The sequence below is a fragment of the Paraflavitalea sp. CAU 1676 genome, from assembly GCF_029223285.1.
Lineage (GTDB): Bacteria > Bacteroidota > Bacteroidia > Chitinophagales > Chitinophagaceae > Paraflavitalea.
Genome location: NZ_JARHUJ010000010.1, coordinates 67,439 through 91,716, shown reverse-complemented (window position 1 = coordinate 91,716; position 24,278 = coordinate 67,439). Strand labels below are relative to the sequence as shown.

21 protein-coding genes are annotated in these 24,278 nt (G+C 48.5%); 10 read left to right on the top strand and 11 right to left on the bottom strand.

The features are described from left to right. Window positions 1-378 precede the first annotated feature (378 nt). The 6 genes from P2H89_RS29520 (at window position 379) to P2H89_RS29495 (ending at window position 8,412) form a co-directional block, all read left to right on the top strand. The gene (locus P2H89_RS29520; RefSeq protein WP_275833982.1) at window positions 379-744 is read left to right on the top strand and encodes an AraC family transcriptional regulator; all 366 of its coding nucleotides are present in this window, start codon (window positions 379-381) and stop codon (window positions 742-744) included. Window positions 745-1,157: 413 nt separating this feature from the next. Then, window positions 1,158-1,592 carry a MauE/DoxX family redox-associated membrane protein gene (locus tag P2H89_RS29515; protein WP_275833980.1) on the top strand — a complete coding sequence of 145 codons (435 nt, stop codon included), beginning with the start codon at window positions 1,158-1,160 and terminating at the stop codon, window positions 1,590-1,592. Between the two features lie 97 nt (window positions 1,593-1,689). After that, window positions 1,690-2,325: an RNA polymerase sigma factor gene (locus tag P2H89_RS29510; RefSeq protein WP_275833977.1), complete on the top strand. Its 636-nt coding sequence runs from the start codon at window positions 1,690-1,692 to the stop codon at window positions 2,323-2,325. Between the two features lie 60 nt (window positions 2,326-2,385). Beyond that, a complete protein-coding gene (locus P2H89_RS29505; RefSeq protein ID WP_275833975.1) occupies window positions 2,386-3,600 on the top strand; it encodes a FecR family protein in 1,215 nt (404 codons plus the stop codon). A 208-nt stretch (window positions 3,601-3,808) separates the two neighbouring features. After that, on the top strand, window positions 3,809-7,021 hold the full coding sequence (locus tag P2H89_RS29500) for a TonB-dependent receptor plug domain-containing protein (RefSeq protein ID WP_275833974.1): 3,213 nt from the start codon (window positions 3,809-3,811) through the stop codon (window positions 7,019-7,021). 2 nt (window positions 7,022-7,023) lie between these two features. Beyond that, a complete protein-coding gene (locus P2H89_RS29495; protein ID WP_275833971.1) occupies window positions 7,024-8,412 on the top strand; it encodes a RagB/SusD family nutrient uptake outer membrane protein in 1,389 nt (462 codons plus the stop codon). Window positions 8,413-8,415: 3 nt separating this feature from the next. On the opposite strand, the gene P2H89_RS29490 is transcribed toward P2H89_RS29495, so the two are convergent. Next, a complete protein-coding gene (locus tag P2H89_RS29490) occupies window positions 8,416-8,775 on the bottom strand; it encodes a hypothetical protein (RefSeq protein ID WP_275833969.1) in 360 nt (119 codons plus the stop codon). Between the two features lie 407 nt (window positions 8,776-9,182). Between P2H89_RS29490 and P2H89_RS29485 the strand changes: the two genes are divergently transcribed. Further along, entirely contained in the window at window positions 9,183-10,022 is an 840-nt protein-coding gene (locus P2H89_RS29485; RefSeq protein ID WP_275833967.1) for a hypothetical protein, read from the top strand. Window positions 10,023-10,128: 106 nt separating this feature from the next. Here the strand turns inward: P2H89_RS29485 and P2H89_RS29480 are convergent, their stop codons facing one another. The 4 genes from P2H89_RS29480 to P2H89_RS29465 all read right to left on the bottom strand — a co-directional run bounded on the left by P2H89_RS29480 (window position 10,129) and on the right by P2H89_RS29465 (window position 12,788). Continuing rightward, the gene (locus P2H89_RS29480) at window positions 10,129-10,785 is read right to left on the bottom strand and encodes a hypothetical protein (RefSeq protein WP_275833965.1); all 657 of its coding nucleotides are present in this window, start codon (window positions 10,783-10,785) and stop codon (window positions 10,129-10,131) included. A gap of 16 nt (window positions 10,786-10,801) precedes the next feature. Further along, window positions 10,802-11,011, bottom strand: coding sequence for a hypothetical protein (locus P2H89_RS29475; RefSeq protein WP_275833964.1), 210 nt, complete (start codon window positions 11,009-11,011; stop codon window positions 10,802-10,804). Window positions 11,012-11,224: 213 nt separating this feature from the next. Continuing rightward, window positions 11,225-11,971, bottom strand: a complete 747-nt coding sequence (locus P2H89_RS29470; RefSeq protein WP_275833962.1) for a hypothetical protein — start codon at window positions 11,969-11,971, stop codon at window positions 11,225-11,227. A 58-nt stretch (window positions 11,972-12,029) separates the two neighbouring features. Then, window positions 12,030-12,788 carry a hypothetical protein gene (locus tag P2H89_RS29465; RefSeq protein ID WP_275833960.1) on the bottom strand — a complete coding sequence of 253 codons (759 nt, stop codon included), beginning with the start codon at window positions 12,786-12,788 and terminating at the stop codon, window positions 12,030-12,032. Between the two features lie 460 nt (window positions 12,789-13,248). Between P2H89_RS29465 and P2H89_RS29460 the strand changes: the two genes are divergently transcribed. After that, a complete protein-coding gene (locus P2H89_RS29460; protein WP_275833958.1) occupies window positions 13,249-13,449 on the top strand; it encodes a hypothetical protein in 201 nt (66 codons plus the stop codon). Window positions 13,450-13,683: 234 nt separating this feature from the next. Continuing rightward, window positions 13,684-13,878, top strand: a complete 195-nt coding sequence (locus P2H89_RS29455; protein WP_275833957.1) for a hypothetical protein — start codon at window positions 13,684-13,686, stop codon at window positions 13,876-13,878. A gap of 203 nt (window positions 13,879-14,081) precedes the next feature. On the opposite strand, the gene P2H89_RS29450 is transcribed toward P2H89_RS29455, so the two are convergent. The 6 genes from P2H89_RS29450 to P2H89_RS29425 all read right to left on the bottom strand — a co-directional run bounded on the left by P2H89_RS29450 (window position 14,082) and on the right by P2H89_RS29425 (window position 20,665). Beyond that, window positions 14,082-14,357: a hypothetical protein gene (locus P2H89_RS29450; RefSeq protein WP_275833955.1), complete on the bottom strand. Its 276-nt coding sequence runs from the start codon at window positions 14,355-14,357 to the stop codon at window positions 14,082-14,084. A 107-nt stretch (window positions 14,358-14,464) separates the two neighbouring features. After that, window positions 14,465-15,334: an S-4TM family putative pore-forming effector gene (locus tag P2H89_RS29445; protein ID WP_275833953.1), complete on the bottom strand. Its 870-nt coding sequence runs from the start codon at window positions 15,332-15,334 to the stop codon at window positions 14,465-14,467. A gap of 3 nt (window positions 15,335-15,337) precedes the next feature. After that, on the bottom strand, window positions 15,338-16,342 hold the full coding sequence (locus tag P2H89_RS29440) for a hypothetical protein (RefSeq protein ID WP_275833951.1): 1,005 nt from the start codon (window positions 16,340-16,342) through the stop codon (window positions 15,338-15,340). A gap of 18 nt (window positions 16,343-16,360) precedes the next feature. Next, window positions 16,361-17,239 carry a nucleotidyltransferase gene (locus P2H89_RS29435; protein WP_275833949.1) on the bottom strand — a complete coding sequence of 293 codons (879 nt, stop codon included), beginning with the start codon at window positions 17,237-17,239 and terminating at the stop codon, window positions 16,361-16,363. Between the two features lie 228 nt (window positions 17,240-17,467). Continuing rightward, a complete protein-coding gene (locus P2H89_RS29430; protein WP_275833947.1) occupies window positions 17,468-17,959 on the bottom strand; it encodes a hypothetical protein in 492 nt (163 codons plus the stop codon). Window positions 17,960-18,700: 741 nt separating this feature from the next. Further along, on the bottom strand, window positions 18,701-20,665 hold the full coding sequence (locus P2H89_RS29425) for an alpha-L-arabinofuranosidase C-terminal domain-containing protein (protein WP_275833945.1): 1,965 nt from the start codon (window positions 20,663-20,665) through the stop codon (window positions 18,701-18,703). A 418-nt stretch (window positions 20,666-21,083) separates the two neighbouring features. Between P2H89_RS29425 and P2H89_RS29420 the strand changes: the two genes are divergently transcribed. After that, window positions 21,084-24,263: an NAD(P)/FAD-dependent oxidoreductase gene (locus tag P2H89_RS29420; protein WP_275833943.1), complete on the top strand. Its 3,180-nt coding sequence runs from the start codon at window positions 21,084-21,086 to the stop codon at window positions 24,261-24,263. The last annotated feature ends 15 nt before the right edge of the window (window positions 24,264-24,278 follow it).

Here is a 24,278-nt window from a genome sequence, read left to right as displayed (position 1 = left end):
TGCAGCGCCCAACAATTGCAACCTTCTTCACTTACTTACGTGCAAACTCACAACGGTATTCAACAGTAGCAAACTGCGGTAGTAATACCGGCGATACTCCCTGTTATCGCCAGTATGATTGCTGGTACCTTACCTGGGAACGGAAAAAACGCATGATGAAGTTATTGTAACAATTCACTGGTTTAATGGTTAACTGGCAGCTGCGCAGCAAGCACAGCGATTCCCTGGTTTATTGCCCATTGCTGTTCATGGCACAGGACGGCAATGGCGGCACCGGGGAAGGCGAAGTGTGTGCGGCTATACTGCCTGCGATCATTGGAATCATTAACCCTTTACGCCCTGGATCACATCTTCCATTCATCAATTAAACCTTTTGCTATGCAAATCCAACTGACAGAAGCCGATGTGCAAAGACTTGCTCTTGTACGTGAGACCATCTTGAAAAATCTGCGTTATCACTACACCATCCCCACCCTGGCGCAAACCGCCGGCATCAATGAGTTCAAACTCAAAACAGGATTCAAAGCACTGTATGGCCAACCAGTGTTTGATTTTCTCACCGAGCACCGCATGAAGATGGCGATGGAGCTGATGGAGAGTAACAATTACTCCATTGGTGAAATTGCGCACCGCTGCGGCTACAATCATCCTACCAATTTCTGCGCGGCCTTCCGCCGCCGGTACCATATCCGCCCGTCGGATTACCGTAAAAGCATACCCGAGCAGATCAAGAGCGTAGGCTAAAGCATTTTTTATTGGACGGACTATTAAGGCAGCAGGCGGATGCCGCTGGGGTTCGCCTGCTTTTCAACCGTAGCTTGCTATGGTACTTACGGTCCTCCTATGGTGTATCCGCGACCGGCCCCTCATGACTACTTGCGTTGAATTAATCCATTTTCCATCAGCGCTGCTACCGCTGCCATCAGAATGCCATTGTAACTTACAGGGAGTGCGATCAAGATTTTGTAGCCCCTAATTTGTAAATAGGTCTTTATGTATTCAAGTCCTTTATCCGGGAGGCTGGTTCCTGAGCCTGCGCGAACCTAGTAATAATGCCGGCCATGCATTTGTGAAGGAATGAGGCAGACAAACAGCTGCCAGGCGATACTCTCCCAGCCCCCGGATCTTTTTTTTAACGCTACCCGATTTATCAAGCTATGAAACGAGCCATTATTATCGAGGTGATTGCCACCCTGTTCATGATCCTGTTCATTTATACGGCCATCAGCAAGATCATGGACTTTGCTATATTCAAGGAGCAGCTCTCCGAATCGCCCATCCTCCATTCGTTTGCCGTACCTGTGGCCATCGGCATTCCTGCGTTGGAAATACTACTCACCGCAGGCTTGCTGATACCGCGCTGGCGATTGCGCGCCTTCTATGCCTCCACCGCCCTGATGGTGGCTTTTACCATTTATATCATTGTGCTGATGAATGTTGCCGAGCACCTGCCCTGCAGTTGCGGCGGCGTGCTGGCCCAATTATCGTGGGGAGAACATATTGTCTTCAACAGTGTGTACATTGTACTCGGTATTCTTGCTATCTTGCTGCACCGCAAACAACAAACAGCCGGCGGCGTGATGCCCGGCTGATTTAATAGAAAAACAACTACCTCAGAATAGTTAATTCATTATTTCCATTCGTTCTGCGTTTTACGACCAATGTCATTGGACGATAAAATCATTTCCCATGAACGATGCTTGCCTCTTGCTGAAAGGCCTACAGGCCAACGATGAAAAAGCTTATGCCCGCCTGCATGCCAGCGAATCGCAGGGACTGATGCGGGCGCTCCTGCACCAGGGCTTTGTTACCAACGAAGATGAGTTCTACACCGTATTTCATGATGCCCTGCTGGCTGTGGGCAAGCTGGCGGCCAACTTCCAGACCGACAGCGAAGTACGCAGCGCCTTGTACGTCATTGCCCGGAACAAAGCGATCGATTGTTTCCGAAGGTCGCAATCTTCCCAGGCAAAAATGATCGTATTCAGGGACTGCGACGAAGACCAAACGCCGGCCCCTCCCGACTTTGACGCCTACGCAGCCATCGACAACGAGCGCCGTGTGGCCCTGATGCACAAGGCTATCGATGGTCTCAAGGGGCAACAAAAAATCGTGATGGCGGCGATCGTTCAGAAGATGACGCCTTCGGAGATCGCCGATGCTATGAAGCTCTCCCTCAACGCTGTCTATACCATCCGCAAACGGGCTTACGAGCAATTGAAGCAGGATATCCAGGCCATGATGAGCGGCGATGCAAAAGATATATCGTTGCGGTTCCTGTTGCTGCTTGGCCTGCTTGGCTGGTTTTTCTATAAAAAAAGTTGATGAATTTTGTAGTGATCTTTTCCGCTGCTGCGATTTTAGGGGTAACCATCCACCTTACTTATGGAAATCCTTAGCCTGCCACTTTCCATTATATTCTGGAAAAATATTTACCGGGAGCCATTAACGCCCGGTGAATCAGCTGCCTGGCAACACTGGCGGGCAGCCCATCCCGGTATCGATGAAGCAACCATCCTCGACTCGGAACTGCAACGGCATCACGCGTTCGTGCAGCGCGAGCAGGTGGCCAGGGAACAGTTTATCCTAAAGTTGAGACAGGTACCCCCAACGGCCGCGGATGAGTGGGTTGCAACAGCACCAGCGGCGATGGAGCCTACCCCCCCTTCGATACCCTGGTACCGCACGACCTTTTGGCGCGTAGCCGCGGCGGCTATCGCCATCACGATCGCGCTGGTAGCCTTGCGACAGGGCACTGAAGACGCAAAGGCGGGTAGCGGAAAGCCCCTGGTAGTGGAGGAAATGACCAGCACGGTGGCGACCGACACGGCGGTAATGGTGGAGCTGGCCGACGGACGTTTAAAGGCCATTGGCAGCCGCGATACGGGTCTTTTGGTGAAGCAGGGCACTGTGCAGCTCAGCAGACAGGCTTCGGGCCTGTTGGTGTATCAAAACAGCCCTGGCGAGCCGGCAGCACCGGTTGCCTTCAACAAAGTATTCGGCCTTACGCGCAAGCCCCAGCGGGTAAAGCTGCCCGATGGCAGCCAGGTGGCCCTCGATCCGGGATCGGTATTGCAGGTAGCACTCGCCTCCGGCGACTCCTTGCGGACTGCGGCTGTACAAGGCCGGGCTTATTTCCGGATCGCGTATAATGCGCAGCGGCCTTTTGAAGTAGCGGCAGGTCCTGTAACAGTGCGGGTGCTGGGCACCGAGTTCATGATCCATCAACCCTCCGCGCAACAGGCTATCGTAGGCCTGGTGAGCGGAAAGGTTCAACTATACTACGGCGGACATATTACGCCGATGCAACCCGGCCAGGTTGCCCGTATCGACCCCCATGGGCAACTGCAATGGCTACCTACTAACCTGTCGACCCTGACCGCGTTTGACCAACATGCCTTCTTTTATGTCAGCAGTCCGCTGCGTACCATTCAACAGGACCTCGAAGCCTGGTACCAGGTTCGACTGACTGACGACCAACCCCATGACACCGCCGGCCGGTATCATTTTGGCCCGGTATCGCGCGACCTGCCCCTGCGCGACGTACTGACCAAGATCGAGAAGCTGACGGGGCACCGCTTGCAGGTGCAGCGTCCCTGACCCACCCCGTAGTCCGTATTATCCGGATCCTGCGATCCTTTGTATCAAGCTATTCGCCCATGATGCGGGCAACCATTAAACTATCCACGACCCTCGCAACAAGCAGGGTTACCATTAGACTTATCCTGTTTTCCCTTTCTACAGCGGTTCATTGGCCACGCGATGGCCAATGCCGCTTTTTGTTAACAGGTAAACCGACCTCCCACTAATGCGTTTAGCCCCCATGGTGCTGTGCTCGTTGTTTTTTGTGCAATCGCTTCTGGCTACCGACACCGCTCAAAAATTCAGCGTTCACTTCAGGAACCTGCCCGCCGCGGCAGCTGTTGATAGTATATCGAAGATCTCCGGCCGACCCATCCATTTCGATGTGCGGCTGTTTCCGCCCGAGTGGCGGGTGACGCTCCGTGCCTATGGTACGGTGACGGAACTGTTGCATCAGTTGCTCGCCGGTAAGCCTTACCAGGTGGAAGAAGCGGGCCACGATATCTATATTTCCCTCCAGCCTAAAAAATTATTCAGCTTACTGGTACTCAACCAGCGTGGGGAGCGACTGGCCGATGTTACACTCCATGATGCCGACAGTAACCGTCGCTGGAAGACCAATGCCGACGGGCGCTGGCAGGCCTGGCTGTACCATGACACCCTGCGGCTGCGCCTCAGTATGGTGAACCACCGTGCTGACAGTATTACCCTGCCCGGCACGGTCGTGGCGACGCTCGAAGAAAGTATCGACCTGCAGGAAGAAGTGGAATGCGGTTATGGAAAAACGAATACCCGGCGATCGCCGGGTGTGGCCGTAGTGATCAGGCCCGAGCAGATCGGCCAACCTTATTTTACGATTGCCGATGTGTTGCGGCTGGCCACCGGCGTATTGGTGAACAGCAAAACGGATGTGCGCTGGGGCAATAGCACGATCGAGATCCGGGGTTCGCGCACCATACAACCACTGAGCCCCGGGCGGCGCATCGATGAGCCGCTGGTGCTGATCGACAATGTACCCTGCCTGGCCTGTACCGGGCCACAGAGTCAACTTACTTCGGTGGTAGATCCTTTGGGAACCGGACCGGGCTTGCACCAGCTCACCTTCCTGAATGTAGATGATGTGGAAAGCATCACGGTATTGAAAGATGGATTGGCTACGGCCATCTATGGCGCCCGCGGGGCGAATGGAGTTATCCTCATCAACCTACGCAAAACAAAGGGGCAACGGCTGCGCATCAACGCCTATTTAGCGAGCAGTGTGGTGAGCGCTTACCGCGTGCCACAAACCTTGCACACGACCGACTACCTGCTACTGCGGCTCGAAGCCATCGATGGCCGTATCGCCATTAATAAAGGCAATACGCCCGATCTCTTCCTCGATAGTACGCGCTACACCAACTGGCCGCGCAAGTTGTACAACAACCCGGCGATCAATCATACGGCGCAATTGTCGGCTTCGGGTGGCACGGAAACCTTCTCCTGGCTGGGCAGCCTGAACTTCCGCAAAGAACAATATGTATACCCCACTACCGTGATGGACGAATGGGCGCGGTTCTATACGCAGTTGCGCTATGAGCCGGTCAGCAGGTCGTTTTCCATCACCGCCCTGGCAGCCGCCAGCCTGGGCAGCAATGCGAGTCCGGCGGCAGACCTGTCGCCCATAGCGTATGCCCTGCCCCATGCCTCCGGTACCGTTAAAGACGATAGCCTGTCGCGGAGCGACGATCCGTTGCGCTTGCTCAAGAGCCGTTACCACGCGGCCACCACTTATTACCTCAGCCATGTTCAATTAAACCTGCCGATTGGCCACCTGCTCGAAGCGCGCGTGAATGTTGGATTGGGCTACCAGGGCCTGCGGGAAAAGGCCGGCTATTTCAGCGGCTTCTTTACCGGCGACAGCCCCGTGGCGCCTCAATTGGTGCAGGCTGCCCGGCAGGTACGCACCTGGATCACCGAACCGCAATTGCACCTGCAGGCACATCCAGGCCACCTGCAATTGCGGGCTGTGCTGGGCGTTAGTTACCAGCAATCGCGTTACCGGAGCGACCTGCTGCCCAACCAGCCGGTGGCCGACGATGCGGCGCTGCACCGGCAACTGGTGTATCCAAAGCCCGACACCAGCTGGACCCAGTATAAATTGCTTAGTACGTTTGCCCGGGTACACCTGGCATGGAAAAAGCAATGGCAATGGGAAGGCAGCGGACGAATGGATGCCTCCTCCCGTTTTTACGGGCGGCAGCGCCCCGGCTGGTTCTATGCGGTGGGTGGCGCCTGGATCCCTTCGGACGCTCCCTGGTGGCCGAAGCGGCTGTCCAAGGTCAGTTTTGCCAGGGTCAGGTTCAGTCATGGATTAACGGGCAGCGACCAGGTAGCGGACTATGCCTATATGGGCCAATGGTCGCCCTCCAACGCGCCCTATTCGTATGGCGCCTATCCCGGCTGGCAAGCCTCCCTGCCCGGCAACAAGCTACTTACCTGGGCGAAGACCCGCAAAACGGAAGCCGGCCTCAGCCTCGAGTGGCGCAACCGGTTACTCATCGATGCGGGTTATTATTTCCACCGCAGTTATCACCAGGTGATCACGGCGCCGCTGCCGGCTCAAAGCGGTTTTACCATTATCAACTACTGGAACTATGGGGCATTGGTGGATAACCGGGGCTGGGACCTTTCGTTGCAATACAAAAACGATACATCACGCCGGTGGAAGGTGCGGGTAGGCGTCAACTATACCATCCCCACCAACCGGTTGACCACCTTTCCGCAATTGGGCCGGTTATCGCTGGCGGGTAATCTGATCGAGGGACGTCCGCTATCGGCCCGTAAAGTGTACCAGGCCACCGGCATCGATAGCAACGGACTGTATACAGTGGCCGATTTGAATGGCGATGGACAAGTTTCTGAAGCAGATAAGCTGGCGGAGCGCGACCTCGAGATCAAGGGCTATGGTACCCTGCAGGTACAAGTAGTGCGTGGCCCCTGGGCATTTACCCTGCTGGTAGAAGGCAGGCGGCAACCTGGCTATACCGCTGCCCACTATACGAACCGGCGGCTCCCGCCCGGTATGGGTGATGCGGCAGGTTTTAACAATCAGCCCCTGAGTGTACTGCAGCGCTGGCCACTACAGTCACCGGCCCTGTACCAACGGGCATCCGCCTTGCTCAGCGACGCAGCCCAAACCGCATTCAACCGGCAGCAGGCCTCTACAGCGAGCTTTACCGACCAATCGTATGTCTGTGTGCGCAATCTTGGTTTGCAATATACCGTGGCGAGCAAGCGGCTGCACCGGGCCGGTATACAACAGCTTCGCCTGTTTGTGCAGGGGCAAAACCTGTTGGTGTGGAGCCCCTACCGTGATGGTAATCCGTTGCTGCAGGAACCTTTTTCACAACCAGTCACCCGTGTGTACACTTTCGGTGTACAGGTGGCTTTTAAACAATAACCATGCGACTATTCACTGTATTGCTGTTGACCGGGTTGTTGGCGATGATTGCTTGTAATAAGCTGACCGATGTAGATGAACCACCCGGCCGGTATACACATCCCTTCCGGGACAATATAACGGCCAACCAGGTGATGTTGGGCATCTATGAAAAAAATCTGCTGGAGCAGGGCTTGTATTTCGGGCACCTGAGCCGCTTTGGTGGTTTGCAGGGTGGCGAACTGGCACTGCTCACCACCCAAGGTGATGAGGCAGACTTCCAATACTGGCGACTCAAAGCCATGAACCGCCACCTTTCCCCTTGCTGGACGCCGGCTTATACCTGCATTGCCCGCTGCAATGGGGTACTGGCGGAATTGCCAGACGCCCCCGGGGTGGAAGTGGGGGTGAAAAAATACCTGCTGGGTGAAGCGCGGTTCTGGCGGGCCCTGAGTTATTTCTATTTGGTGAACTTATGGGACCATGTGCCTATGGTGACAGGAACCGATATTGGCGCGAATGCGCAGGAGCAACAGTCTTCGCCAGTTGACGTCAACAAGTTGGTGGTGGCAGACCTCGAAGCGGCCCTGGACTTGCTGCCGACCCAGCATCCGGGCGCTGTGCCCGATAGTCTGCGACGTACGCGTATTGAACTAGGGGCGGCGCGCGCCCTGCTGGCGCGGGTGCATTTATACCTGGGGCACTATGCGGAAGCAGCGCACTATGCCAGCCTGGTGATCGAAAGCGGAACGTATGCGCTGGCACCCCTCGATAGTGTATTCCATTACCAGAGCCGGGAAACGATCTTTCAACTGAAGCCGGTGCTGGCTATCATGAATACGGCAGAGGGCGGCAACTTCCTGGCTTTTACCGGTGTACACCCCAATTATGAACTTACCGCAGCGACACTAACCTCTTTTGTGCCGGGTGATGGCCGGCTTGCCCAGTGGACAAAAACGGTGCGGGTGGGTAACCAGGACCGTTACCAACCTTTCAAATACCAACTCATGAAAGGCCAGCCACGACACGAATATTCGATCGTGCTGCGGCTGGCCGAGCAATACCTGATCAGGGCCGAAGCGCGGGTGCAGCTGGGCGACCTCGCGGGCGCGCAAACGGATATCACTACCGTGCGCCGGCGGGCTGCCCCGCATGACCCGGTAACGGCTGTAACGGCCGATAGTTTGCTGGCCGCCTTGATACGGGAACGGCAAGCCGAACTGTTTACCGAATGGGGCCATCGCTACTTCGACCTCAAACGGTGGTGGCAGTTACCAGCCGGCTTCCTGCATAGCAAGGCCAGTACCTGGTTGATGGCACAACCGGGCTGGGCTGCGTACAGGATGCGTTGGCCGATCCCCCAGCAGGAATTGCGGAAGAACCTTCAGCTACAACAAAATGAGCAGTACTGATGCTCAGTAGTAATCGCTGTAGATGACGGCGGTAGGAAATCCGGAGCTGTAACCCCATTCGAACCCGATAAGACCGGGGCCACCGGAAGCGCTGAACGTGTAGCCCGAGTAGAGATTACGCAGGCGGTTAAGCTCAGCCGTTACGGTGCTGATCTCACCGGTCCAGGAAATAAAACTGGGATCATTGTACCAGGAATAGGTTACCCGCATTTGCTGTGATGCGGGGGCAGCAACGAAGCTGCTGTTCTGTGTTGCGGTGGGTGCGGAAGCAGCGGGAGGGCTGCTGTGATGTGGTGCAGGCAGGCTGTTGGCCTGCAGGAACAGGGTAGCTGCGAGCGCAGCTACGAGGAACCCTTTTTTCATAATCGAGGATTTTATGTGAAGAATAAATACCTCAATGGGATAGCTGTTCGCGTAAAAGGAAAGGACAATCGTGATTAACCTTGGGGGAAGTAACTGTAGATCGCTAAGGGTGAAGATGGGTGGTGATTGTATAAAAAATAGCAATACCCTACCGGTAAACGGTCGCCTGCTGCAGGCAAGTAGCCTGCCAACGCCCGTAGTCGTTCAGTCCGCTGTTGCGCACTGCCCTATTCATAAGCCGATTTGCTTAAAAGGTTAAGGCCTGCTACCGTGTTAAAGATGCCACCAGGCTATTTGAGTGAGAAAGAAAGGTGGGTGTTTTCAAGAGGTGGTTGTTATTGGGGGAAACGGGATCACTACCGGGAGACGAATTAAGAATCTATATCAAGTTAACCAAATAAAACAACATGACCAATCAACCGACGCATTATCCTGCAAAAAATAGATTGCCATCAATAAACGTGCATCCCAGGTTTGCCCTTGCGCGCGACCCTGAGCTGCTGTACGGTGCTTATCATTTGTTGCAACAGGCATTGCCGGGACATTGGATACTGCGGCCGATGGACACGCGGGCACCCGGTATGGATTTCCTGCTGGAGATCGTGGACCAGGGCGGGCCGCTGGAAGGTTACACCGCGTGGATACGCCTGGAAGCGGTGGAGGGCATTCGCTGGAACCGGCAGGGCCGTCATCGTGGCGGGGCTATACAGCCTCCGGCCTATTATTACGCGAGCGGGCGCTCGTATCCGGTGTTGTTGTTCCTGGCCGATGTGTTGTACGAAGAGCTTTATTTTTTGAGTGCCGATCATTATGTGCAAACGCATTTCGATACCTATCTGCGCAAGCGCCGGCTGTGTTATTGTTATGACCGGCGAGCCGATCGTTTTACGGATCCCTGCCAATGTGCGCAACTGGGGGCTTACCTCACTGCCTATGCAGAACAACAGGAACTGGAGAACCTGCTTACGGTGGTGCTTACCAATCCCGACCTGTTAACGGGGTACCTGGCTGCGGGCTACACGCGGCAGTTGATGCAGCAGGTGCGGGGCCTGTTGGAAGGCCCGCTTGCTTACTGGGCATTCTCCAACCGCACTGTGTACTACCTGCTGCATTCGCTGTGCCAAGGGCTTTCGCATTCCGACCGCAAGCCTGCCGCAGGCCGCAACCAACCCATCCCCGAACCCTTGTCAAAAAGTATGTCGATCTGGCCAGGCACCGATCTGATCAACACGAACCGTTGTTGTTAGCCGCTTTTCCTAACCGGGCAACTATTGAACCCTGAACGCCGGTACTGATAAAAAGAACAGCCTGCCCTTGCGGGGCAGGCCGACCGTTAGCATGGTGTTGCGTGTGTTAGCTGGCTTTCAGGTTGCCCTCGTGGTCGATGGACAATCGTGGCCCCACCAATGCAGCGATGTGCACGGGCAATTCGGCGAGGTCGATGAACTTCTTTTTTTCTCTGGGCGCGTAGTGACTGAGGCAATCCACTACAATAAAGTTCATCTGTTCTCCCACTACTCTTTCCCCGACCGTATTGTACACAGCGGCTTCCACGGCCATTTCAATCGCTTCGGTTGGGTGGCCATTGATATCGGCCACTATGTACAAGGTGAACTTATCTTCGCCCAGGCCTCTCTCCAACGGCTTGAAACGGAGCGTCGATAGATCGACCCCAAAATGACCGTACTGGGTCACCAACAGGCTGTCGAGCATACCGGGTGGCTGCAGGGCGCAGACCTCCCAACCTTTGAGCCTGGGTGCTTTGGCCACGAAATTATCTGCCATGGCAAAATATCGCTGTTTGCCATAGGCGGTGAATACGAGCAGGATGGCTCCCTGGGGTGGCATGATCATTTCTACGGATAACTTTTTCGTGTAGGCACGCAAGTGGGTCGCGATCTCGCGGATCCAGAATTCCCTTTCTTTTTTGTCCATATCGGGCAAGTGCCGCAATACTTCGCTGTAGCGCTCGAACCAGGTCCAGAACTGCCTGGGCTGTGAGAAAATCATAGGCTTGCATTTTGGGTTAACGTAAATTTCTTCCTTTTAATATTGCCATGATGTCGTTGACCTTGTACTTGAAATACTGGCAGAACTCAAGGATGGTCACGGCGGAGCGTGGTTCTTTACCATAGAAATTGCGCACGGCATTCATGCGACGTTGCGAGGTGCGGGTGGACACACCAAGGATCCACTCGGCGTGTTTTGTTCGTAAGACACGAAATTCGTGTTTCATGAGCAGAGGTTTTGGTTTAATAATTAATTAAAAATACTAGCTACCCGCTCCTGTGGAGGAGCATGCACAGAAGGGTGCCGTGCGTGGAGCACGCCCTTTTTGCCTTACCCGTAAATGGTTGATTAGTTATGAACTCCGTGAAGCCTTATTCTATAGTCTATGCGAAAATACAAAGACATGACAATAAAATAATATTCAATATAAAATATATTTCTATGACACCACCGAATAGACGCTTTGTATCAGCATAGCCCCATCCACGTTACACAAATGCCCGTTTCCGGTACCGGTACCGGGCGACGGCCGATACCAGCGTACGATTACCACCAGCAGCGCTACGCGTGTACCGGCCACTATCTCGAACGCATGCATGCTGCCCGGCGTTTGCAGCAGGCGGAGGGGCATCAAGGTGGTTTGCTGAACGGGCGCTGTGCTAACGGCTCCTTTATCGTGTATACCTACCAGCGTGCACCGGATGCGGAAGGCTACGGCCTCAGCGGGCGGCAGCAGGTGCAGGGCTGGTGTGATGGCCGGCCATTGCAAGGATGCTACTGTGTTTTGCCAATTAACAACAGGCGAACACATCACCGAATTGTGCCAGGTATGCTGTGGGTTGAAATCGAACCCTTTCAGGTGTTGGGCATTTGAACCATTCAGCGTACGAAAGCCCGGCGGTTGGTGGGGATCGTATTGCATGGCCCGGCGGATGCAGCCTGCGAAGGCACGTAAAGGCTGCTTAATCGTTAACCCTACCCATAGGGGTTTGATGATGGCTCCCGCCAATTGGAGAGCCCTGGCAAAATCGGCCGCCTGGAGGCGGGTGGCGCCGAAGGCGGGATCGGTGCGTACGCGATCGGCCGTGAGGCCGATCTTGCGCAATTGGTAATACTCATCGCGTGGTGTGCAGGTAAACCCCGGAATGGCGCGTTTGGTCATTATTTTCGCTTCATCGTATTGCATAGACCCATTTTTTGGCGTTAAGAAGGAACCGGGCCGCAGCCCGGTTCCCCGATCAACCCTATACAGGGATATCTACCGTCAACAATTGAAAGGCATTGAGTCCAGGACTCAATGGGTTGGGCTTTCCATTGATGATCATCTTGAACTCGATCCCCAATAGCAGGAAGAGTGGCAGGGTGCTGTTGGGTGGCAAGGCAAGATCGATGGCCGTGGCGGGTACGGTGGTATGGTCCCAGGGCTGGCTGGCCGTGCTTTGCCGCACTACTGTCACCTTGCTTAGCTCAAAATCTACGGCAGCAGCTACTGCGAAGAAATTGAAATGCGTGGTGTTCTCCGGCGCTGCAATGTCGATGGCCGGCAGGAGGGCGGGCATGTCGATGGCCACCTGACCAGTGACCCGGCTGATACCATATGTGAAGGGCAGCTTCAAGGCCTGGCCGAACGGCACCGCCGTATTAAACTCGAAACCGTTCAACAGGGTGAGGTCGCCTTCGGTCACCTTTCGCTCTCCATAATCATTGATGGGATCGGTTTTGAGGATCCTGACCATGAACTGGGTGATGCGGCTAGCGACGCGGTTGTCGGCCGCCTTTTTGATCTCGGGGTTCAGGGCGTGGCGGAAAAGTTTGCTGGCTTTGCCGCCCGTGCCGAACTCGAGGCCGTTGAGGCGGGTGTTCCTGAAGCGGGGATCGTTTTTGATGCGATCGCCTCCTACCCCGCCTTTAGCCCGCGCCAGGAAGCCGTCCTGGCTTTTGTAGAAACTGATGTCGTCGATGGTGCCACGTAATTTGATGTGGCGGTTGATCTGTTTTGCCATGTTTACTAGCTTTTAAAAGGTTTGGATTGAACATTGCCTTGCGTTGCCCGCGGTGCAACGGCTATAAGAAGGTTTCGACCTTCACCAAGGGGCGCCAGCTTTCCCGCTGTTTTGGGTCAAAACCGCTCATTTTAGGTTGTACGCTATTTTAATACACTATCTATACAGCATCTATACACCATCTATACACTATCTATACATTTCCCTTCCTCTATCAACCTGTATAACGTACCGATGCAAACGTAGGTAGTAAATTAATCGATTCCTACACTGCGTGGCCGATTTGGCGCGTTCTGTCACATTTTGTAAAAATTCTTTGCCGGCACGAAACTATTTCCAAGAAATGCGTCAAAAGCGGCCATTGGCGCCAGCGGTATTTGGAGATGGGCAGCTCGGCATCGTACGTTTGTGATGTAACGTTAGTCATGACAACGATCCGTAAATTTTAAAAACTACAATTATGACCAGGAGAATAAACAGTAAGCAACCGGTGGTGGTGCATCCGGAGCAGGGACCTTTACCTAAAAACAAAGTGACCGGTATCTTTCCCAACAGCGAGGAGGTGATGCCGGAGGATACTAAGAAGCCGGTTGGGAAGGGTGGCTCCAAAAAGGAAACGAAGCAAACACGACCGAAGGGCCGGAAGCCAGGCAAAAAATAGTTGTTGATTGGGTTGACGAGGCCAATCTGCCCAATGGCAATGTGGTAATTGTTGCAACTAAGGTGAGATAGTAGCACTTACAGCACTGTGCAATGGCCATTTGCAGGCATATTGAAGTGGAGAAGCCAGCTCCTCTCCCATTCGGATCTTTCCGAGCCGCCTGCGATGTAGCTGTTGCCCAGTGTTGTATTATCCTTAACCATTAAAACTTTTGAAATGAGCATAAAAGAAAGAATGAGAAGGCCAACGCCGCCTTTTTTCAAGACACTGCGCAATGTGGCGCTGGTGCTGGCGGCGGCCAGTGCGGCGCTGCTGGCCACGCCTGATATATTACCTGACGTGGTGTCAACAATCGCCGGCTATATGGCTGTTGCCGGCACGGTTGCTGGCGCCGTGAGCCAGGCGGTGGTGGATGAAGGAGAAGTATAATGCTTTAAAACTTGGCAAGGCCCCGCTTTCGCGGGGCCTCAATTGCTCGGTGAATGACTATAAAACCGGGAATGTTTCATCCTCCTAATAGGCTGTGACGAGCCTTGGCCCTGCCTGTTAACTGTATATATGTTCAAGACATTCAAGACAGCACTAAGTATGGATAAACCATTATTCTAAAAGACTTCCACCAACAACTTGTCTTAATTTTTTTCAGGGTCTATAAAAGAACTAAAGTTTTCCGAACCCTCATAAAAGCCGGCCTCTACCGCATCTACAACCGTCTGTAATAAATGCTGAACTCCTGGGCTTCCAGTGTGAAGTTTTATATCGTCATTAATTTCATATTTAATGCTGTATATAGCAGGATTTGCAGGCTTTCCATCGCTAAAGAAAACTTGTAGCTGATATCGATTGGAATCTTGCCTGAGCTCAACATAAAAATCAATATTATTGACTCTGAACGGATGTTTACTCATATTGTAAATTAATTAAATAATACTAATTATTGCCTAGCCATTTACTGCTCCAGATCACACTTCTCACTTCATCATGAGTCCTAGCACCAACATTATTGGGATAATCATTAATCGGCAGAAGCATTGACTTTCATTTCTCGCTCCAACCTGGCCCGATGTTTTTTATAATACCATTCTGGAATTAGGGCACTATCTTTTCGCATGCAATAGATTCGATCTTGTATTTGTTTAAGATCTTCAAAGCTTGGTGTATCTTCATTTCTTTTTATCTGTTTTGCAAAGCCACGTAACTTATCTGCTGCTGCCTGCGACTTTTTGTTCTCAAGGTAAATTTTGAGAGTCAAAGATATTGCCGGCAAGATTGGTAATGCTAGATAGGTAAAATATTTCCTCATAGACATATCTAAAATTGCCGCGATCACAACGGTTAGTAAAACCATTATCAAACAAACAATCAGACTCGCATCGCGAAAGCTAAGCCGCAGCCGTCCATCGTAAAATAGATTTGTTTCCTGGCAGGTAATAATTGCTTTATTATGCGATAATCCATCAAGTTCGATGTCATACCAATTTTCTAAAGGCGCTTTAGGATCATCTACGTATCTTCTGGCATTTTCATCTATGACATGTTTTTCTGGCTCATCTTCACTGTTTGCCTTATTCCACTTCATTCCATATAAACGACGGTCAAATAACTCCTGAATTTTAGCGCCATTTGTACGTAAATTCGAAACCAGCAGCATAAAGAGCAAAGGTTCTAAAAGCGCAACTACCACCGCAATTACATTGATGTCTTTGGGATCAAATCCAAGCTGTTCTTTCGTGAAGCATTTCAGCACGACGAATACTATTGAGACAACCACAGTCGAAATAACCTGGAATGTAAACATTTTCTTTGCGCGTTTGTATAAAACTCGCTGCGCTGCCAAGAGTTTTAAATTCTCTGTTTTATCCTGGAGTTCTTTTATATTGTTCATAATTTATTCAGTATAAGAAGGAAAATTTGATCCAAATATCTCTCCCCACTTTTCAATGGATTCTTTTTGCTTTCCATCTGTCTCAAGTTGTCTGGCTTCTTTTGCTCGATTGTAGTCTAGCCTGGCTCTTTCTTGAATAGAATTCCTCTCATCCAAAGTAAGGCAATTTAAGTCACCTTGGAACCCTTTGGGATCGTTCAAAGCATTATGAATCTGCTGATAAACGTATGCAAATACATTTGGCAATTCTACGTCAATATAACTACTGCTAGTTGTTCCGAAAGAATCATAGTAATTTAAAATCATACATTCGAGAAAATATGATCCCATTGTGGCTGCAGTACGTCGTTTAGTCCAGTATTTCATAATCCGGATCATATCCAATACGGAAACCTGTTGCTTTCCATTAATGGTTGTAGTACGCTCTTTATCTATCCTCGGATCAGTCGGCTTCCAGTTGCCGCTCCCGTTAGGGATTAAGAAGAATGTTTTACCGTCGATTGGTGCTGTTTGAAAGCAAGGCACAATGTCATATACCCATTCATAAGTTTTCAGTTTTAGCGTTGCTGCTTCCTGATTTCGTTTAACGTCCGCTTTTTCGTATGCGGAGACACCTTTCAAGTATTCTTTAAACGTATTCACAATTTTAATGGAGTTTACCACATTAGTTCCAGGGTTCACAATCGCGTCTTGCCTGGTTCCCCAGTTACGTAAGTGGATACTATATCCGCCACCGTAAAGCGGTTCACGATAGTTTCCTTCAGCATCCAGAACAACCATGATGTCTATATCGTCCAGTTCCCTTATTTTCGTCTTACGAGAATATGATCCATAGTCGATGCTCGCCAATCCAGGATATAGTTTAAAAAAGATGCTATCTTCAGGAAATTTTTCTATCTCCGTAATCAGATTATTCTTACTCTTCTTTGCTAAGTCGTTTCGATCGGAATCCAAACGAACAAAATTTTTCATGAATTCGGAGAATGCATTATTGACCGTTGTTGCCATTGATTACATATTTTTCATTTATCTATTCGGAAATTTATCATTATAAAACAAATTCCACCAATAGAAAGCATCATCTACATTTGACTCTCTTTTTTCAACAGCCTTTTCAGTCCTAGTATATCCAGTTTTAACTTTTGACAATGCAATCTCCCTTTTGGCATCAGTTGAACAAGCTTTTACATATCCAGAAATACCCATAGGGTCTTGTATACTCGGCAGCTCCCTTTCATAAAGCATTTTCAAAACGCTTTTCACATCAATATCATAAACAATAGATGATTCTCCTTCTGCGTATTTTGTAGTTCTAAGTTCAAGGTAAAATGAACTAATCGGCACATTGTTATAAAATTTCCAGGCTTTGATCAACCTTATAAGTGGCTTTAGTTTATATCCTAATCGCTCATCTTCTCTCTTAACATATGCGTTATGTGCTCGCGGGCTTGATTTCATCCATCCGCCTTCGTAGTTTGGAATATCGTATGAGCCTTTACTTCCCACTGGTGTGTCAACAAGCCCATTAAATGTACAGGGGGTAACCTCTAACGTTTCCGAAGCATATGTGCCGAATGGAATGTTAACAGCCGGAGTATTTACCACTATTCCTTCTGTTCGCCAAAATGTTTCCTGGAGAGCTTCTTTTACCTTCCTCAAGCTGTAAGAGGAATCTTCATGTAATTTCTTTGACGGAATTACTGCAAAATAATCTGTATCGCTGTAATGTCTTACTCCCGTCGAATTACCAAAAGAGCCTGTTTCGAAAAAGTCATAACATTCGAAATTCTTTTCCAAGCAAGCTTTGACGGAATCTTTATGTGATTTAACCTTGTCATGTTCTGACGTAAGGGGTATAAGCCAGCCTAAGAAGGTTTCAAATCCTTGATCTAATGTTTTCGCCATTTTTCGTTTGTTTTACCGCTATACGGAAAGCTTTTCCTGGACAATCATGAAGACAGAAATAGATACAGCATTGTTCTGCGACTATTTCTTTTCTTTTGGTGGTGGCGGAGGAGGGGGATTTTGAAATGTAGGAAGATTATTACCCTTTGTTGTATCCCGGCCTGTTTGGGAAGGTTTCTCCTGATTAGGGGTGGGCTTGCTCGTGTTGTTCTCGCTTTTGCTCATATACTATACATTGAAGTTGTTACTTAAGTAGTTTCTTGTTTCTTGATCGGCTCTTATGTATATCCGCTTATTAATTGACTTTACGATTTCATTGACTATTTTCCCAATATCTCTTTCGGTGTTTTTGATTTCATAAAACCTAGCTTGTGCTTGTTCGTCCGTAATTCGATCATTATAGTGATCATACCAGATTTGCTCAATCTTGTTGTAATAATCGAAGTAGAAGTCTGATATTTGGTCTAATTTATCAATTTGCTTTTCAGAGGGCATTATGTGTGGACTTAGGAGCTTTGCTAACGAAATTGTAGCTACTATTATACATGAAAGAAGTGGTAGATTCTTCCAAATTGCCCAACCCATCACACCACCTGAGGAAAAAGCAAGAATAGTCATATTGTAATAATTTAACCAACGCCTTTGCCGAGCCAAAAGGAAACAGCTATAAAAATGATTATGTTTAGCTTGTCCAAGCTCAGACCAAATTCGTTCTCGCATTACATACTAATTTCGATTTCAAAGCCAATAACTTATATTATTGTTGTTCCACCAGATATTAGGACATTGATCTTTTGCATATAAAGGTTTGGGTTGAAGCACAAACACCCGCTATAAATTTGAGATCAAAATAAGATATGGAAAATACTGGCTCATTCCGAACTGGCAACCGAATAAAGAAGCATCTTGGAGGGATGGGTCTACAGCAGCAACTGTTCAGGGATTAAGCAATTTATTATTTTATATTATCATCTGCAAATAAGTATATACTTGTTATTGTTACTAACGGATAGAATTTGAGTAAAATCAATTCTCATATAAGGGTGTATGGATATATGAACAGCTATACCAAAGGATAACCCGTGGATTTCAGGCTCGTTTTATCTTTTTCTTGCTGTAGTAGTTATTACTGGACTTGCCGTCCTTTCTAATACGATCCATTGGATAATTTTACCAATAGTTATACTAGGAGAGCTGGTAGAATGGCAATGGTGATATCCATTGACGGTGTAAAAGAAGGAGAACCTATCAAAGGAACACCACCCTATTTAAATCGTTGCTTTCCTGCTGGTCATCCTAAACGTGGAATTATAACGATCCGGAAAATAAAATAACCATTGGCGCACCAATGGTTATTAAGAAGAATTGCATCAAGTTTCAATTATACCCAAATACCCAAGCCAGGTTATGGGTGATTTCATTTGGCAGTATCTAAGATTATTATATCCCTGGAATCCATTATTAATGTGGTTTACCCCTCAAAACCGTTAGAGAGTATGGAGGCAGCTCAAGAAGAATCGGGGTCTTCGATTTCCATGGCGCAGTTTTTGGCTTTACATTATCAGGTTGATCCAGAGAATTAACCTGTTGGAATGAAACCCCTTCGAGAGTGGTAATCGTCCCTACATAGGACTTACTTTTTAACCTCTCAAAGGCGACCATTCTCGACTTACGTTCACCTGAAGCATTTACCAATTTTATTATCACTTCTTTCGAAACACTATCCAGCGCAGCAGTTGCATAACAACTATCCTGGCCGGTTACAGGCATTCCTTCTTGAAACAACGGCAGAACATGCGTGCCCCGGTTTCGGCTAAACAGCTGCTGTACATAATAACTGGGAGTCTTTACCACCTGACTATTATTGAACCAAATCAGGTTGGGTGTCCACTGCCAGGCTTCCGTATGGGCAAACAGCGGTGCGTAAGCACTCATCGTAACTATATCTGCATTACGCTCCAATCCGGTCATAAAGGCGGCTTCAGCGAGCGCACAGAGCAGAGTATTTTTGTTATCCTGACTGCCAATGCGCACGCTGTGGCAAGCATATTCGCCGATGAATATTTTTGGCCCCTTGCGATCGTAGTTATCATATTTCCCGGCGTTCATCAGGAACCAATTGGGCGTTTGATAGTAATGTTCATCGATTATATCGACATTGAGCTTTCGCAATACAGAATCCATATACCGGAATTGAGGATTGGGCGAATAACCCGTGCTAGTGATCAGCTGCATTTCCGGATACTTTTCCTTGATGGCTTTGGTGAATGCCTGTAAACGTTCAATGTATTGGGGGCCCCAGTTCTCGTTACCGACGCCCAGCCATTTCATATTGAAAGGAGCGGGATGGCCAAAGTCCGCCCTTTTCTTACCCCAGATAGTATTTGCGTCCCCATTGGCGAATTCAATTAAGTCAAGTGCATCCTGTATATAGGTATCGAGTTGATCCATTGGCACCACTTCGGAAGTATTGAATTGACAGCTCATACCACAATTGATGATGGGCATGGGTGCCGCACCAATGTCTTCACACATCTGGAAGTATTCGTAAAAGCCAAGGGCATAACTTTGGTAGTAATCGGGCGTTTGGCGGGCAGCTACGCCGTGGTTCCATTTGTTGATGATGAGTTGGCGGTCAACGCGAGGTCCGATGGTATGTTTCCATTGGTAACGCTCGTTGAGGTCGGTTCCTTCCACAATGCATCCTCCGGGAAAGCGAACGAATCCGGGTTGAAGATCAGCGAGAGACTGTACCATATCACTACGCAACCCTTGCGGACGGCCTTTCCAGGTATCGGAGGGATATAGGGAGATCATATCGAGATCCAGCTTTCCGGTGCCTTCAAACCAAATGACCAGGCGGGCTTTGCTGGCCGTATCCGCGGCAGTTATACTGACAGACTGTGTTTGCCAGGTAACGCCGGAAGACTGAGGGATTAGTTTGGCCGCTCCTATCTCCTTTCTCGCCGTATTCAGTAGTTGTATACGCATAGTGACCCCTGGTGTAGCTTGCCGAAAAAGAAGAGAGAAGTCATAGCGCATTCCTTTTTTGATGGCCATGCCTCCAAATCCTTCATTGGCAAGGCCAAAAGTATCCTTTGCAGTGAGCAACTCAACCTGCAAGTATTTGGGGTTGCTGGGCTGCTGATGCTGCCTATTAACCACAATACACAGGCCGTCCGGCATGCGCCGACGGGAAGGCTCCCACCCCATCATGGGCGTATTGAACTCAAAGGAACCATTCTTCACCAAATCTGCATTAAGACCACCATCGGCACCGCGGTTGATGTCTTCGAAGAAGATGCCCCAAAGGAAGGGTTGAATGCTCTTTTCGAAGCCGGAAGTTCGTATCGTGTAGGTGATAGGCTCCTGGGCCACCGTTGAGAGTCCGGCTATCAGGAATATCGCAGAAAACAATTTACTCATAGTGATCATATTTAGACAATTGGACAGTTAACGAAACTAAACCCTAATACAACGAACAAGATGTTGTTTCAACCATCTAAATGACAATCTCTTTTACTGTAGCAGCTGCAATGCACAATGTAAATACTTCCACTTCCATCATGCATTCTTCCAAACCAATCATTCGACCAATATATCTTGCATATGGATTCAACGGCAAGGAAACATCTAAGAACCGAATTTCTATTCTTAAGTCGCTAAACAGGATTAAGCCTGACTCAGTATTTCGCTCCGAATCCACCCAACCTGATCTTTTTAATAAAAGATTTAATACAGGAACAGTTTTACACAAGCACCAAGCAATTATTCATTAACCGATGCGAAGGAACCGTTCAGTTGCTACCACTGATCTATTCCTTTTCCAACGAACCTTATTCAAATGCCCAAGAAAGCCATTATCATCGGCGCAGGTCCTGCCGGATTGACCGCCGCATATGAGCTCCTGAAACGTACCGACATTAAGCCCATCGTGATCGAGAAATGTGGACAGGTAGGCGGCATCTCCAAAACAGTCAGCTACAAGGGAAACAAGATGGATTTTGGTCCACACCGGTTCTTTTCCAAGAGCGACCGGGTAATGAACTGGTGGACCAATATCATGCCTCTTCATACGCCTAAAGGAGAAGATCTAACCATCAGTTATCAGAACAAATCGCGAACCATCGAAACCGGTAATTTTCTAACAACGGAAGAAACTGACGGACGCCCCCCTCAGAAATCCATGATGGTAATCCAACGCCTGACGCGCATCTATTTTCTACGGCAGTTTTTTGCTTACCCAATACAACTCTCTATTGCAACACTGGGACAATTAGGAATTCTTACAACCATTAAGATCGTATTCTCCTATTTATATGCACGACTATTTCCACGTAAACCTCAGAATAGCCTGGAAGATTTCATGATCAATAAGTTTGGCAGTGTGCTTTACCATATTTTCTTCAAAGATTATACGGAAAAGGTTTGGGGTATGGACTGTAACAAAATATCCGCTGACTGGGGAGCACAACGCATTAAAGGGGTGTCATTGAGCAAAGCAGTCATTCATGCTGCCAAGGCATTGACAAAAAAGAGAAGAAGAAGCAACGACATCAATCAAAAGAATACAGAAACCAGCCTAATTGAGCAATTCCTTTATCCAGCCACGGGTGCCGGCGCTATGTGGGAAGAAGTTGCCCGGCAAGTAGAAGTAATGGGTGGCAAAATTGTCAACCATTACGAAGTAAAACATATCCTTACTGAAGGCGATAACATTACCGGTATTGAAGCACTCAATACCCAAACAGGACAATTGGAATCGCTGGAAGGAGATTATTTCTTCTCCACCATGCCAGTAAAGGAATTAATTGGCGGCATGAAGGCAGAAGTACCAGTTGAGGTGAAGGAAATTGCAGACGGATTGATTTATCGAGACTTTGTCTATGCGGGTGTATTGGTTAGAAAAATGACCATGGCCACGCCGAAGGACAGCTGGATCTATATCCAGGAAAAAGATGTAAGAGTGGCACGAATGCAGGTGTATAATAATTGGGGGCCATATATGGTAGCGGATCCTAACACAGTATGGCTTGGCCTGGAATACTTCTGCACCAAAGGGGATGCGATCTGGAATATGACCGATGAAGAGATCAAAGAACTGGCGGTGAAGGAACTTATCAAAATGGACCTCATTACCTTAGAAGATGTGTTGGACAGTACTGTAAACCGGATGGAAAAGACTTATCCTGCCTATTTCGGTACTTACGATCGCTTTGAATTGATACAAAATTACTTGGAAAGGTTTGCAAATCTTTTCCTGGTGGGCCGCAATGGCATGCACAAATACAACAATACTGACCATAGTATGCTTACAGCCATGGTGGCTGTTGACAATATTTGTGATGGCGTCGCTAGTAAGACTAACCTATGGGAAATAAATACTGAACAAGACTACCATGAAGAAAAGAAAGAGGCTATTCAGAAACATAAGCAAGCAGTTTCACACCAACAGCTTCTTCAAAACAATAGCGGTGAATTGGTCAGCCCTATTTCCTTTCAAGCATTTCTCCTTCAAAACAAACTTAACCGCCGCACTCTTTGGTTAACAGGATTTGCAATAATTATCCAATTTTTTTTATTCAAATATTTATACCCTTTTGCGAACTATATTCACGGAGACTCATTTAGCTATATCAAGGCAGCTAGTAGCAATTCCGACATAAACACCCACATGATCGGATATTCCCGTTTCCTACGCCTCTTCAGTGTATTCAGCGATTCGGACACAGCATTAGTCTTCTTTCAATATATGCTAGCCCAGGCAAGCGGACTCTATTTCATTTTTACTCTGTTCTATTTCCACAAAGTGAGCAAAGCCATACAGTTAATCATAACAGGGATTACTGTCATCAGTCCCTTAATACTACATCTTTCCAACTTAATCTCAAGCGACTGTCTATTTATGAGTCTGAGCATAATTTGGCTTACATTGCTTATTTGGCTGATACACAAACCATCAAACAAAATCATCTTTTGGCACACCGCAATTCTTTTTCTCGCGTTTTTCGTCCGATATAATGCTCTCCTATATCCATTAATAGCCTTTCTGGCTTATTATTTAGCCAAAATACCAATTTCAAAAAAGCTAATAGGAGTATCCGCGCCAATTCTCCTATGCGGATTATTCATCATATACACCGCCAATAATTATAAAACATTGACGGGTGTATGGCAGTATGCACCATTTAGTGGTTGGCAGGCAGCGAACAATGCAATGTATGCCTATAGATATGTAAACAGTTCGGAAAGGAAACCTGTCCCCCCCAAATTCCAACTACTTGATAACATGATACGGTCATACTTCGATAGTACACGAAACACAAGAAAATATCCAGTTGAAAAAATAAAAGCAAGCACAATATACATGTGGACCCCAACTATGCCCCTATATAAATATCGAAATAAAGTTCTTATAGAGTCAGACACTAACTTGACCGAATTCAAAAAATGGGCATTAATGGGACCAATTTACAAAGAATACGGAACACTTATTATCAGGCAATACCCATTGGAATATGCGAGACACTTTCTATGGCCAAATACGATTAAATATTATGCTCCGCCTACCGAGTTTCTAGAGTATTATAATGGCGGAAAAGATAGTGTCCCGCCAATTGTAAAATCATGGTTTAACTATAACTCCAGAAAGCTCACCTCACGACTCAACAATCCTAAAATCTACATTCTAGAAATTTATCCTATCCTGATTGGGATTATGAATATTGTTTTGTTATCATCTCTCTTATGTTTTATAGTACTTCGAAGATCATGGGAAAATAACATTCTACCTAGAACAATCACCATAGCCGCTTCAATTTGGCTACTTAACGCGGCATTTACAATAATTTCATCCCCAGCAGCCATTCGTCTACAAGCGTTTCCAATGATTCTAGAAACTGTATTCGCGTTGCTTCTTGTAGATTGGCTCTGGAAGCAAGCGTTCTCCATAAATGCAACAGAATCCTTTAAAACAAAATATAGAAGTCCCCAAACCAATTTAAGTCGTAGCCGATTGGCGTAAATAAACACCTCAAAA